Source organism: Mesorhizobium sp. W050 (assembly GCF_054719535.1).
Map to the genome: position 1 here is coordinate 3104207 of NZ_JBTTIH010000001.1, position 13105 is coordinate 3117311.

At 63.7% G+C, this 13105-nt stretch carries 9 protein-coding genes and 1 pseudogene; 2 read left to right on the forward strand and 8 right to left on the reverse strand.

Going from position 1 to position 13105, the window contains the following annotated elements:
* The first annotated feature begins 35 nt into the window (after positions 1–35).
* Positions 36–572, forward strand: a pseudogene (locus tag ACYG9Y_RS15015) (dihydrofolate reductase family protein).
* 168 nt (positions 573–740) lie between these two features.
* Here the strand turns inward: ACYG9Y_RS15015 and ACYG9Y_RS15020 are convergent.
* The 5 genes from ACYG9Y_RS15020 to ACYG9Y_RS15040 form a co-directional block, all read right to left on the reverse strand.
* Positions 741–1613: a patatin-like phospholipase family protein gene (locus ACYG9Y_RS15020; protein WP_023739223.1), complete on the reverse strand. Its 873-nt coding sequence runs from the start codon at positions 1611–1613 to the stop codon at positions 741–743.
* Positions 1610–2986: a M16 family metallopeptidase gene (locus tag ACYG9Y_RS15025; RefSeq protein WP_023739222.1), complete on the reverse strand. Its 1377-nt coding sequence runs from the start codon at positions 2984–2986 to the stop codon at positions 1610–1612. Before ACYG9Y_RS15025 ends, ACYG9Y_RS15020 begins: the two co-directional genes overlap by 4 nt.
* A gap of 188 nt (positions 2987–3174) precedes the next feature.
* Positions 3175–4530 (reverse strand): M16 family metallopeptidase, encoded by a 1356-nt coding sequence (locus ACYG9Y_RS15030; RefSeq protein ID WP_023739221.1) that lies wholly within the window; start codon positions 4528–4530, stop codon positions 3175–3177.
* Between the two features lie 96 nt (positions 4531–4626).
* On the reverse strand, positions 4627–5181 hold the full coding sequence (gene rsmD, locus ACYG9Y_RS15035) for a 16S rRNA (guanine(966)-N(2))-methyltransferase RsmD (RefSeq protein ID WP_023739220.1): 555 nt from the start codon (positions 5179–5181) through the stop codon (positions 4627–4629).
* Between the two features lie 47 nt (positions 5182–5228).
* Complete coding sequence (locus ACYG9Y_RS15040; RefSeq protein ID WP_023739219.1) at positions 5229–7427, reverse strand: pseudouridine synthase; 2199 nt, start codon at positions 7425–7427, stop codon at positions 5229–5231.
* Positions 7428–7607: 180 nt separating this feature from the next.
* Here ACYG9Y_RS15040 and ACYG9Y_RS15045 point away from each other — a divergent pair, with 180 nt between their 5' ends.
* Positions 7608–8060, forward strand: coding sequence for a nucleoside deaminase (locus ACYG9Y_RS15045; RefSeq protein WP_023682972.1), 453 nt, complete (start codon positions 7608–7610; stop codon positions 8058–8060).
* Between the two features lie 28 nt (positions 8061–8088).
* Here the strand turns inward: ACYG9Y_RS15045 and ACYG9Y_RS15050 are convergent, their stop codons facing one another.
* The 3 genes from ACYG9Y_RS15050 to ACYG9Y_RS15060 form a co-directional block, all read right to left on the reverse strand.
* Positions 8089–8772 (reverse strand): hypothetical protein, encoded by a 684-nt coding sequence (locus ACYG9Y_RS15050; RefSeq protein WP_023671541.1) that lies wholly within the window; start codon positions 8770–8772, stop codon positions 8089–8091.
* Positions 8773–8971: 199 nt separating this feature from the next.
* A complete protein-coding gene (gene ileS, locus ACYG9Y_RS15055; RefSeq protein WP_023739218.1) occupies positions 8972–11989 on the reverse strand; it encodes an isoleucine--tRNA ligase in 3018 nt (1005 codons plus the stop codon).
* A gap of 232 nt (positions 11990–12221) precedes the next feature.
* A complete protein-coding gene (locus ACYG9Y_RS15060) occupies positions 12222–13025 on the reverse strand; it encodes a MipA/OmpV family protein (protein WP_023739217.1) in 804 nt (267 codons plus the stop codon).
* Positions 13026–13105: the final 80 nt, after the last annotated feature.

Sequence of the window (13105 nt, forward strand, 5' to 3'; positions counted from 1 at the left end):
CACGGTTCGTCCTTTGACAGAAGAAGGAGAGCGCCATGAGAAACCTTATTATCACCGAGTTCATCAGCATCGATGGCATCGCCGAGGTCGAGAAGCTGCCCAGCGTGACCTGGAACGATGAGATGCAAAGGTTCAAGGAGGACGAGCTTGCCGACAGCGGGGCCATGCTTCTGGGGCGCACGACCTACGAGATTTTTGCCGGCTCTTGGCCCAAGGAAACCGGAGACTTCGCCGACCGGTTCAATGCGCTGCCGAAATATGTCGCGTCGACAAGCCCGAAGGCACTCGACTGGAAACCGGCCGAGTTGCTGAAGGGTGCGTTGCCGGAAGCGGTTCGGGCGCTGAAGTAAGGCAGCGGCGGCAACATCTATGTGCATGGCAGCCTGAGCGTCGCGCGGGAATTGCTGCGCCATGGTCTGGTCGATCGCGTCAGGCTGCTGAGCTACCCTGGCTCCGTCGGGGAGGGCAAGAAGCTGTTCCCGCCCGATATGCCGGTGGCGTTGGAGCCGATCTCGACCGTACAGCTCAGCAATGGCGTGGTGGCGCTGGAATATGCGGCTGGGAGGGTGTGAGACGCCGGTGGGGTAATCTCCCCGTGAGGGGAGATGTCGCCGAAGGCGACAGAGGCGGTCGGTCCGTCCTGACGCAACCTCCTATCGACAGTAGGAGGTCTAGCTTCACGCGAGACGACCCCCTCTGGCCTGCCGGCCATCTCCCCCTCGAGGGGGGAGATCGGCAGCTCACCCTACTTTCTTCCCCCGCTTGCCCTTGGCACGCGCCTCGACCACTCTTTCCACCTCGCGCTTCAGTTCGTCCTTGACCTCCTGCGTCTCGGCAAGCAGCGTGTCGATCTTCATGAAATCGAGCACGCGGTATTTCGACACCGGCGGGCGGATCAGTATGTCGGGGGGGCGCTGGTTCAGCTTGTGGGCGATGATCGACTGCATCATCAATTGCGTGGCGCCGTACATCAGGTCGACCGTGGTCGGGTGCTTGCGCTCGGCCTCGCTCGGCGCACCGACGACGTCGATCGCGATGATGATGTTGGCGGCGTCTTCGATCAGGTCGAACGGCACCGGATTGTAGATGCCGCCGTCGATCAGCACGCGGTCGTCGCGCGTCACCGGGCGGAACACGGCGGGAATGGCAGCCGAGGCGGCGAGCGCCGAATGCAGGTCGCCCTCGTCGAAGACGGCCAGCTTGTGACCGAAATAGTCCGTCGCCGTCACCTTCAGCGGGATTTTCAGCTCGGCGAAGGTTTCCGGGATGGCTTCCGGCAGGAACGCCTTCAAGATGCGCTCTATGTTGAACTGACTGACGCGGATGCCGCCCTGCATCGCCTCGGCGATGGTGCCGGGACGCGAGCGCCACATGCGCGCCGCCACCTCGGCGCGGCGGCCGAGGATCGAGCGGGCGTAGTCCTCGATGTCCTTGCCGCTCATGCCCGAGGCCATGCCGGCGCCCATGATGGCGCCGATCGAGGAGCCGGCGATGGCCACGGGCTTGATGCCGAGCTCGTTCAGCGCCTCGACGATGTGGATATGGGCGAGGCCGCGCGCGCCGCCGCCGCCAAAGGCGATACCGAAGGTGGGGCCCGAGGTGGAGCTCGTCATTTGCCCTCCAGCTTCGGCCCGATGCTCATGATCGCGGGCGCCGGCGTCAGCAGCTTCTTCGCCGCTGCCTTGACCTGATCGAGCGTCACACCGTTGATGAGCGCCGCGCGGCGCTGCACGTAATCGATGCCGAGATTGTCGAGTTGCAATTCCACCAGGGTCGCGGCAATGGCGCTGGAAGAATCCAGATTGCTGATAGCATAGGAGCCGACCATGTATTTCTTGGTGGCGTCCAGTTCGGCCTCGGTCGGCCCCTCCTCGGCCATCTTCTTGACCACCTCCTTGACGATGCCGAGCGTCTCGGCGGCGCGATCGGAACGCGTTGCGGTGGTGATGATCAGCGCGTTGGAATGCTGGTGATCGACCAGGTTGGAATCGACGGAATAGGCCAGGCCGCGCTTTTCCCGCACCTCGTCATAGAGGCGCGAGGTGAAGGTGCCGCCGCCGAGAATCTGGTTCATCAGCACCGCGGGGAAGAAATCCGGCGCATCGCGCTTCACACCGGGGTAGGCAAACTGCAGCGAGGTCTGCGGCAGGTCGTAGTCGACCTCGAGCTGCTGGCCCAGCTTCAGTTCGGTATCGGCAACCGGTTGCAGCACCTGCTTTTCCGGCAGATCGCCGAAGACCTCATCGAGCTTCCGTTTCAGCGTCGCGGCATCTATGTCGCCGACCACCGCGACATGCAGGCCGCTGCGGGCGAAATTGGCCTTGTGGAAGGCAGCCAGATCCGCCGCCGTGATGGTGGCGATGCTGTCCTTGGTGCCCTGGTCGGGCCTGGAATACGGATGTTCGCCATAGATCGCGCGCAGCCATTTGGTTTGCGCGACGGTGTTGGGGTCACGCTCATTGGCGATGATGCCGGACAGGATCTGGGCGCGGATGCGGTCGATCGGCGCCTGGTCGAAGCGCGGGCTGGTGACCGCCAGCCTGAGCAGGTCGAAGGCCGCGTCCTTCTGCTCGGCCAGCATCCGCATCGCGCCATAGGTGCCGTCGCGCGCCGCTTCGAAGCCCATTTCGGCGCCGGCATCGTCAAGCTTGATCTGGAAGGCCTCGCTGTCGAGGTCGCCGGCGCCCTCGTCGAATAGGCCGGTCATCAGATTGACCAGCCCTTCCCGCCCCGCCGGATCCTGCGTCGAGCCGCCATCGAAGACGAAGCGGATGGCGACGATCGGAATGGAGTGGTCCTCGACCAGCCAGGCGTTGACGCCTTTCGATGAGGTCACCGGCTGAATGTCCATCGCGTGCGCGGCAAGCGCCGGCAGGATGAGGAAGAAGATGCCGAGGAACAGTGTGGCGAAGACGTGGAGAACCGCGATGCGCCTATGAGTAATCGCATCAGGCCATTGATCGCCAACGTCAGCTCCGCCCCTCATCGCGCTGCCGGGCACTTCTCCCCGTATAGTGACGGGGAGAAAGGGTCTCGCCGCGACGCTGGCGCTCTTCTTACGACGCTGATGGTTGGCGAAATCGACGATGACAGCGCCCCTCTCCCTGTCACTATAGGGGGAGAGGATGCCGGTAGGCAGGTGAGGGGCAGCGCTAACGCTCAATCTCGTCATCATCAATTCCCCGCCTGTTGCTGCGGCAAGAGATAGCCGGTCGTCGTACGATCGAGCAGCAGATAGCGTGCGGCGACCGCCTTGATCTCATCGGCGGTGACCTTGCGAATGCGGTCCGGCCATTCCTGGATATCCCTGACGTTGCCGCCGGTGGCGAGCTCGGCGCCGTAGAGATTGGCCATCTCGTCCTGCTTGTCGCGGGCGAAGATCATGGCCCTGATATAGCGGGCCTTGGCCTTCTCCAGCTCATCGGCGGTGGCCCCGTCCTTGACGATGCGGGCGATCTCGGCGTCGACGGCCGCCTCGACGTCGCTCAGCTTGGCGTCGCCGCGCGGCGCGCCATAGACGGTGAAATTGGTGGCGTCGAGCATCGTACCCTGGAAGAAGGCGCCGGTCGCCGATGCGATGCCTTGCTTGACCACGAGTTGCTGGTAGAGCCTGCTGCGGCTGCCGCCGCCAAGGATCTCTCCCAGCAGGTCGAGCGCCTCGGCCTCGCCGGGTTTTGCCGTGTGGTAGGACGGAACCACCCATTGCGTCGAAAAGCTCGGCACCGAAACGCGCCCATCGGTGAGCGTCACCGTGCGCTTGGTGTTCTGCTCCGGCTCGACCGGGCGGATGCGCGGGGGCAGGTCGGGACCGCGCGCGACCTTGCCATAGGTTTTTTCGGCCAGCGCCTTCACGACCTCCGGCTCGACATCGCCGGCCACGATCAGCACCGCATTGTTGGGGCGGTAGTATTTGTCATAGAAGGCAACCGCATCGGTGCGGTTCAACTGCTCCATCTCCTGCATCCAGCCGATCACCGGAATGCGGTAGGGCTGGTTCTGCCAGAGCGTCGCGTCGACCTCTTCGTCGAGCACCGCCTGCGGATTGCTGTCGATGCGCGCGCGGCGCTCTTCCAGGATCACGTCGCGCTCGGTCTTGATGACCTCGTCGGTCAAGATGAGGTTGCGCATGCGATCGGCCTCGAAGCTCATCATCTCACCAAGTGCCGAGGGCGCCACCGTCTCGTGGAAGGCAGTGTAGTCATATGAGGTGAAGGCGTTGTTGGAGCCGCCGATGGCCGATATGGCGCGGTCGAACTCGCCCGCGGCGTGGTTGGTCGTGGCCTTGAACATCAGGTGTTCGAAGAAGTGCGCTATGCCGGACTTGCCTGGCGGCTCGTCGGCGCTGCCGATCTTGTACCACACCATATGGGTGACGATGGGGGCGCGATGATCGGGAACGACCACCACCTCCATTCCATTGTCGAGCAGGAAGTTGGCCACCTTGCCATCATCCGCGGCCAGGGCCGGGCCGGCCATGGTCAGCGCGGTGGCGAGCAAGGCTCTCCGCAGCCATTCAGTATGAAATGTCATTGATGGCTCCGGTTGTTATCGCGCGACGATAGGCAAGGTTAGCCGCGGAGGCAAAGTGAATTGTGCGTCATTTTGAAGGCGCCGGTCGCCCCACCCTTACGCAAGCTCGACGAACCGGATCACCGTCTCGCCGTAGTTTCGTTCATCAACCACCGAGAATTCCGGCCCAATCTCGAAGGGCGCCGAGGCGGCTTCCTCGACCACGCAGAGCGCGCCGGGCAGCAACCATCCGCCATCCCTGGCCGAGCGCAGGGCGCGCTCGCCAAGGCCCTTGCCATAGGGCGGATCGGCGAAGACCAGGCCGAATGCCGCAAGCGTACCGGCCTCACCCAGGGCGGTCGCGTCGCGGCGGAAGATCTTGGTGCGGCCGGTAAGGCCAAAAGCTTCGACATTGGTGCGGATCAGGCCGCGCCCTTCGGCCGATTCTTCGATAAAGACGCCATAGGAAGCGCCGCGCGACAGCGCTTCGAGGCCGAGAGCGCCGGTGCCGGCGAAAAGGTCGAGCACACGCGCGCCGTCGAGCTTGTCGGCAAAGCGGTGCGCCAACACGTTGAAGACGGCCTCGCGGGCGCGGTCGGTCGTCGGGCGGATGGCATGGTCGCGCGGCGTCGCCAGCGCACGCCCGCGAAATTGGCCGCCGACTATTCTCATTTATGCCCGGGTCTCATTTAAGGCCGGATCTCATTTAAGTCCCGGCATCATCTGGTCCTCGGGCCCTTGGGACCGTTGCGTGGCCGCTCGCCGCCCCGACCGCCATCCGGACGCTCGCCACCCGGCTTGCCGAACGGCTTGGCTCCGCCCGGCTTGCCATAGGCCGGCTTGCCATAGGACGGCTTGCCATAGGACGGCTTGAACGACGCCTTGCGCGCCTTGGCCTCGGCCGCCTTGGCGGCATCGGCTTCCGCCCTGCCCTTGCCGATCGGACGCGCGCCCGGCGCCATCCAGACATTAGCCTTGCGCTGGCCCGGCGGATCGATCGGCCGCTGCTCGCGCTCGGGCTTCTTGCCGCCGCGCGGTTTGTCACCAAAGGCGCGGCGCGGCTTGTCGCCGAAGCCTCCACGGGGCTTGTCGCCAAAATCGCCGCGCGGCTTTTCGCGAAACTCGCTGCGCGGCTTGTCCGAAAACTCGCTGCGCTCAGGTCTCGGGCCGCGTTCGCCAAAGCTCTTTTCAGGCCTCGCGCCCCTTTCGGGACTGGTCGACAGCTTGCCGAGCGCTTCGTCGCGGCTGCCTTCGCGGCGCTTGCGGTTCTTGATCAGACCGCCCTCGCCGATCGGCCGATGGTCACCCTCGCGGGTGACTTTCGGCCGTTCCGGCTCCACGTCACGCTCTCGCCGCACCGGCTGGTTGGAAAACGGCTTGATGATCTCGGCGTCGAAATTGGCGCCGGATTCCTCGACCAGTCGCTCGCCGAGCTGGTCGCGCAAGACGCGGCCCTTGATCTCCAGCACATGGCCTTCGGCTAGATCGTCGAGCTGGAACGGTCCGTAGGAGATACGGATCAGCCGCGTCACGTCGAGGCCGAGCGATCCAAGGATGTTCTTCACTTCGCGGTTCTTGCCTTCTCGCAGGCCGATCGTCAGCCAGGCGTTGGTGCCTTGCTCACGGTCGAGCGTCGCTTCGATGGCGCCGTAGAAGACGCCGTCGACGGCAATGCCTTCACGCAGGCCTGCGAGCATGCTTTCCTCGACCTTGCCATGAACGCGCACGCGGTAACGGCGCAGCCAGCCAGTGGCAGGCAGTTCGAGCACGCGCGACAGACCGCCATCATTGGTGAGCAGCAGCAGGCCTTCGGTGTTGATGTCGAGGCGGCCGATGGTCATCAGCCGCGGCAATTCGGCCGGCAGCACGTCGAACACGGTCTTGCGGCCCTCGGGGTCGCGGTTGGTGGTAACGACGCCGGCCGGCTTGTGAAACAGGAACAGGCGGGTGCGCTCGATCGGCGGGATCTCCATGCCGTCGAGATGGATGATGTCGCCCGGCATGACGTTGAAGGCCGGCGAGGTCAAAGCCCGGTTGTTGACCTTGACACGGCCCGCCGCGATCAGGTCTTCGGCGTCGCGGCGCGACGCCAGGCCGGCGCGGGCCAACCGCTTGGCGATACGCTCGCCGGCTTCTTCCGCATCTGCCGGACGGGGGCGCGGCTTGAAGGCGCCGCCAGATGCTTGCGGCCGGTCACCACCGAAATCGCGCTTGGGGCGATCGCTGAAGTCACGCTTGGGACGATCTCCGGCGTCGCGCTGCGGGCGATCGCCAAAATCGCGCTTTGGCCGGTCAAAACGCTTTTCGCCCTCGGCGGAAGCAGGCCGATCGCCACGCGGTGCGTAGGGCTTGCGCGGCCCTTCACGCTTTTCGAAAGGCTTGCCTTCGGGACGCGGCCCCTTGCTGAATGGCCGATCGCCGCCCTTGAAATCGCGCTTTGGCCGCTCGCCATCGGCCGCAACCGGCCGATCGCCGCGCGGTGCATAAGGCTTGCGCGGCCCCTCGCGCTTTTCATACGGCTTGCGTTCACCGTCGGCCGCCATAGGGCGATCCCCACGCGGCGCATAGGGTTTGCGCGGCCCTTCGCGCTTTTCATACGGCTTGCGCTCGCCTTCGGCTGCCATCGGCCGGTCACCGCGTGGTGCATATGGCTTGCGCGGTCCCTCGCGCTTTTCGAAGGGCTTGCCTTCGGAACGCGGACCTTTGCTGAATGGCCGGTCGCCACTTTTGAAATCGCGCTTGGGCCGCTCGCCCTCAGCCGCTGCGGGCCGGGCGCCTCGCGGTGAATAGGGTTTCTTGGCCCCGAAGGAGGGTTTGCCGCTTTTGCCGGCGGCGCCATCGCGGCGCGGCCCCGCGGCTCCAGGGCCGCTTTTGCCCGGGCCTTTGTGGCGCGGAGATTTCTTGTCGTTGTCGTCCATGTGGCCTTTGCCTTGTTGCGCTGCTACAGCGTGGCGCATCCTTTCGGACGCGCAAAGGACGCTATAGCACTTTGATTTGGCGCATGATCATTTCCGAAAATCTGTTCCGATATTCGGGTTGACGCGCTCCATAACAGGATCACCGCCAAGTGGCGAGGAGATAATCGGAATGGAAACCGCGTGAAGCGGCCGGATTTCATGGCGCTGGCGCTGAAAGAGGCGCAAGCCGCCGCCTTGCGCGGAGAAGTTCCGGTTGGCGCCGTCATCGCCAGCGGCGACACGGTGGTGGCATCCGCCGGTAACCGCACCCGCGAACTTGCCGATCCGACGGCGCATGCCGAAATGCTGGCCATCCGCGCGGCCTGCCAAACGCTCTCCAGCGAGCGGCTGACCGGCCACGACCTCTATGTGACGCTGGAACCCTGCGCCATGTGCGCAGGCGCCATTTCCTTCGCCAGGCTGCGCCGGCTCTATTTCGGCGCGGCCGACGAGAAGGGCGGCGCGGTGGTCAACGGCGTGCGCTTCTTCGCCTCGCCGACTTGCCACCATAAGCCCGACATCTATCCGGGCATGGCCGAGGCCGACGCGGCGCTGCTGCTCAGGGAATTCTTTCGGGAAAGACGCGAAACGTAGAGCCTTCAGCTACCGAAGGCGACGGTTCCTACCAGGAGGGCAGCCAGTCGAAGAGCCCGCCGCTCTTGCCCTTGGCGGCCGCTTCCTTCTTGAGGCGGCGTTCCTTCTTGTATTCATCCTCGCCGAGTTCGCCCTGCGGCGCCGTGTCGGAGGCAGCTCGATAGGCCAGAGGCGGCTCGCTCAGATATCTGCGAGTGTTGGGGTCGCCCTGCTTTTGCTCTGCGGTGCGGCGCTGGATCTCGGCGGCGCGGCCCTTGTCTGAATCCTTCGGCGACCAGGCCGGCGGGTGGCTGGAACCCGAATCCGCCAGCGCCTTCTTCACGGAAGCCGGATCGGTCTGCACGTCATCGACGATCCCCGATTGATAGGACGGGTCGTCCTGGTGGGCAGTGGCGTCGGCACGCAGGCGGGCGCGGCGCTGCTCGGGCGATTCGGGCCAATCGGTGCTCGCCGTCTCGATGCTTTCCTGAGGCGGCGGCAGCACTTCCTTCTGCCCCGGCGCCGGCTTTACCAGCTCCGGACGCGGCCTATAGTCGATCTGTTCCTTGTGCTTGGGCGTGATCGCGAAGGCGCCGGAAAGGTCTCCGGCAAGCTGCTCGCCAGCCGTCTTGTCGGTGCCGTAGGTAGGCGAACCCATGCAACCGGACAGAGCGAGGCCGGACGCGACAAGCGGCGCCAGCAGCGCAACGCGCGCATAAGTTCTCTTGGTCATGCCAAAAAGTCCCACTCTAGACAGCCTCTCGATCGTCACCGGCCGAAGGCCCGGTCCCATCGTCCACGCTCTTGCGACGGAATTCCGGCGACAATTTGTCTTCCGGAGTTTCGCGTGTTTATCTCAACCACTCGTTAAGGGCAACGCGCGGGCGCTTTTCACCCGCCCGCCGTGGCATTTGTGCACCGGCTTTGAGCACTCACAAACGTCCCAGAGCCTTGAGTTCATGCAGCACGGCGGCATCGCGGGCAGACACGTCGGGGAATTCCACGTCCTGCCCGACATCGGCGGTATAGCGCCACGAACGCGCGCATTTGACCAAGCCGCGGTCCTCGGCCTTTTCGACCACCACCGCGACACCTTTGACATCGTCGAGCGCAAAGGCGCCTTCCGGCGCCTTGCCGTGGGCGATGACGAGATCGCTGGTGATCGCCATTTCGGCCATGTCGACATCGGCGATCGCGGCTTCAAGCGCGGCATCGTCGAGGGTCACGACCGGCACGGCTTCCAGCGAGGCACCGATGACCTTCTGAGCGCGTGCGATCTCGAGCGCGCCGGTGACGACGCGGCGAACCTGCCGCACCTTGCGCCATTTCTCAGCCAGTGCCTCGTTCTTCCAGTCGGCCGGAATCTCGGGGAACTGGTCGAGATGCAGCGAGACAGCATCCGGATGACGGTCGAGCCAGGCTTCTTCCGTGGTGAAGGGCAGCATCGGCGCCAGCCATTTCACCAGGCAGTCGAAGAGGTGGCGCACCACTTGCACCGAGGCCTTGCGCTTCACGCTGGCGGGTCCCTCGCAATAGAGCGCGTCCTTCCTGATGTCGAAATAGAAGGCCGACAGCTCGACCACCATGAAGTCGAGCAAAGTGCGGGTGATGCGTTTGAACTCGAACGCGTCGTAGCCCGAGCGCACGACCTCATCGAGCTCGGCCAGCCGATGCAGCATCAGCCGCTCCAGTTCCGGCATCTTTTCGAGCGGCACCTCCTCGCCATCGTCATGGGCGAGCGTGCCCAGCATCCAGCGGATGGTGTTGCGGAGCTTGCGGTAGGCGTCGATGTTGGTCTGCAGCACGTTCTTGCCGAGACGCTGGTCTTCCCAATAATCCGTCGTCACCACCCATAACCGCAGAATGTCGGCGCCGGACTGCTTGATGACGTCTTGCGGCACGACGGTGTTGCCGAGCGATTTCGACATCTTTCGCCCCTCCTCATCCATGGTGAAGCCATGGGTGACGACGGTGTCGTAAGGTGCCCTGCCCCTGGTGCCGCAGCTTTCGAGCAGCGAGGAGTGGAACCAGCCGCGATGCTGGTCGGAGCCTTCGAGATAGACGTCGGCCGGCCATTTCAGGTCCGGACGGTCTTCCAGCGTGAAGACATGCGTCGAGCCCGAATCGAACCAGACGTCAAGGATGTCCATCACCTGCTTCCATTTGGAGGCATCGTGATTGCCGAGGAAACGCTCCTTGGCGCCGGCAGCGAACCAGGCGTCGGCGCCTTCCTGTTCGAAAGCATCCATGATGCGCTGGTTGACGGCTTCGTCCTTCAGCACGTTGCCATCCTCATCGGCAAAGACGGCGATCGGCACGCCCCAGGCGCGCTGGCGTGACAAGACCCAATCCGGGCGTTCCTCGATCATGGCGCGGATACGGTTCTGGCCGGCCGCCGGCACGAAGCGTGTGTCGTCGATCGCCTTCAGCGCACGGCTGCGCAACGTCGTGCCGTCGCCGAGGTCCTTGTCCATATAGACGAACCATTGCGGCGTGTTGCGGAAGATGATCGGCTTCTTCGACCGCCAGGAATGCGGGTAGGAATGCTTCAGCCGGCCGCGCGCGAACAGCGCGTTGCGCTTGATCAGTTCGTCGATGACCGCCTGATTGGCATTGCCCTTCTTGCCGTTATCGTCGATGACACGCGCGGCGCCACCTTCGCGATCCGGGCCAAAACCCGGCGCGTCCCTGGTGAAGAAGCCGGCATCATCTACAGTGAAGGGGATGGCAGGGTCGATGCCACGTGCGCGCAAATCCGATGCCGCATCCATCCAGGCATCAAAGTCCTCGCGGCCATGGCCGGGCGCGGTGTGGACGAAGCCGGTGCCGGCGTCGTCGGTGACATGATCGCCGGCCAGCATCGGCACGGCGAATTCGTAGCCGCCGCCGAGACCTTTGAAGGGATGGAAGCAGTGGATTTCCGCGAGGTCTCCAGCTGCTACGTGACCAACCAGCCGCACTTCAAGTTTTGCTTTCTGACTGCAATCCTCAAGCAATTTCTTGGCGAGAACGAACTTTTCACCAACTTGGGGCCCGAACTGATTCTGAGCGCTAGTTACCTCATAGAGTCCATACTGAATACGGTCAGAATACGCGATTGCTCGGTTTCCAGGGATCGTCCAGGGCGTGGTTGTCCAAATGACAACATACACATGCTCAGCAAATTTTGGATTTGAGGTCTGTGATGCAGTTTCTGCGTATTTTGCCGCTGCCTCAGCATCGGCAAAATCACGATTTAAATACTCTTTCTCGGGAAAATACTTCAGCGCTCCGTCGATCGGAAACTTCACCCAGATCGTATCGGATTCGTAGTCGTGGTACTCGATTTCCGCCTCGGCCAATGCCGTGCGTTCGACCACGCTCCACATCACCGGCTTGGAGCCGCGATAGAGCTGGCCGGACATGGCGAACTTCAACAACTCCCCAGCGATGCGCGACTCCGAGTGGAAAGCCATTGTCGTATAGGGGTTCTTGAAGTCGCCAACGACGCCGAGCCGCTGGAACTCGCCGCCCTGCACCGTGATCCAGTTCGCGGCGAAGTCGCGGCATTCCTTGCGGAACTCGTTGACCGGCACCTCGTCCTTGTTCTTGCCCTTGGCGCGGTACTGTTCCTCGATCTTCCATTCGATCGGCAGGCCGTGGCAGTCCCAGCCGGGCACGTAATTGGAGTCATAGCCGCGCATCTGGAACGAGCGGGTGATGACGTCCTTGAGGATCTTGTTCAGCGCGTGGCCGATATGGATGTTGCCGTTGGCGTAAGGCGGGCCGTCATGCAGCACGTATTTCTCGCGGCCTGCGGCCTCTTCGCGCAGCTTGCGGTAGAGATCCATGTCCTGCCAGCGCTTGACCAGCAGCGGTTCCTTTTCCGGCAAGCCAGCGCGCATCGGGAAATCCGTCTGCGGCAGATAAAGCGTCTTGGAATAGTCGATCGTTTCAACAGTGTCGGTCATTGGTCTGCCATATGCATTGCCCGGCGGGCGTAAAAGCTCGGGCGTGAACTATCATGATTGGAAAAGCGCGAGGGGGCGCGCAAAACTCCCGGCGGCTCCGGCGGCGCTCAGGCCGCCCGGAACACCGGGCCTGTAATTCGTATCGTCAGCGCGCGAAGGCGTGAAAAGCTCGTCATTGCCGGGCTTTTAGCCGAGAAAGCCGCAGGAATAAAGCGTCTCTTGTTCGATTCACTTACATCGCGAAGTCGAAGCGATAGGTGGTCGAGACGCCGACCGTGAACTGGTTACGGTCGCCGCGCTCCTTGACCAGGCTGGAATCGGCGGCCGGGCCCATCAGGCGCGCATATTCGCCGAACAGGCTGGCGGTCATCGGATCGGTCACCTTCCAGGTGATGGCGCCACCAAGGCCGGTCGATTTCAGGCCGCCGCCAGGATGGTATTCGCTCAGGCCCGAGGCCGCAGCCTCCTTGGCGTTGACACCATAATAAGAGTCGAAATAGCCCGACGAGGCAAAGGACACGCGTGGTCCGCCCGAAATTCTGACAGTCGGCGTCACGTCGTAGAAAGCATCGGCGGCGATGTCGGCGACAAAGCCATCATGGGCACGAATGCCATGGCGCAGTTCGGCGCGGGCGCGCAGCCAGTCCGTCGGATAGATTTCGAAGAAGCCGCCGACCTCACCGCCCCAGCGCACCGGGTCGAGGCCCTTGAGCTCATCCTTGCTGTCGCGGGAAAACAGGAATTTTCCGGTCAGGCCGGCGCGAACGCCGCCATCGTCGACCAGCGCCAGCGAGATGTTGTCGTTGCGCGAGGTAAAGCGCGCGGCCGGGCCGGCCTTGCCCAGCGAGATGATTGGCGATGCGCTGAGCAGATAGCTGTTGGAGCCCTCGAATTTCGGCGCGACCATGCCGGTGGCGCCAAGCGTCAGGTACCAGTCTCCGGACAGCCCGCCGAAGGTGCCCTCGCCCGCATTGGCGGTGGACACAGTGAGCAGCGCCGAGGCGAGAAAAAGTGGAATCGACCAGACAATACGCATCATCACCACATACGCGAAACCAACGGAGAAACACCCGGCAGCCAACGCCATGGCGCCGGTTCGGTAAAATTTGACTTAAA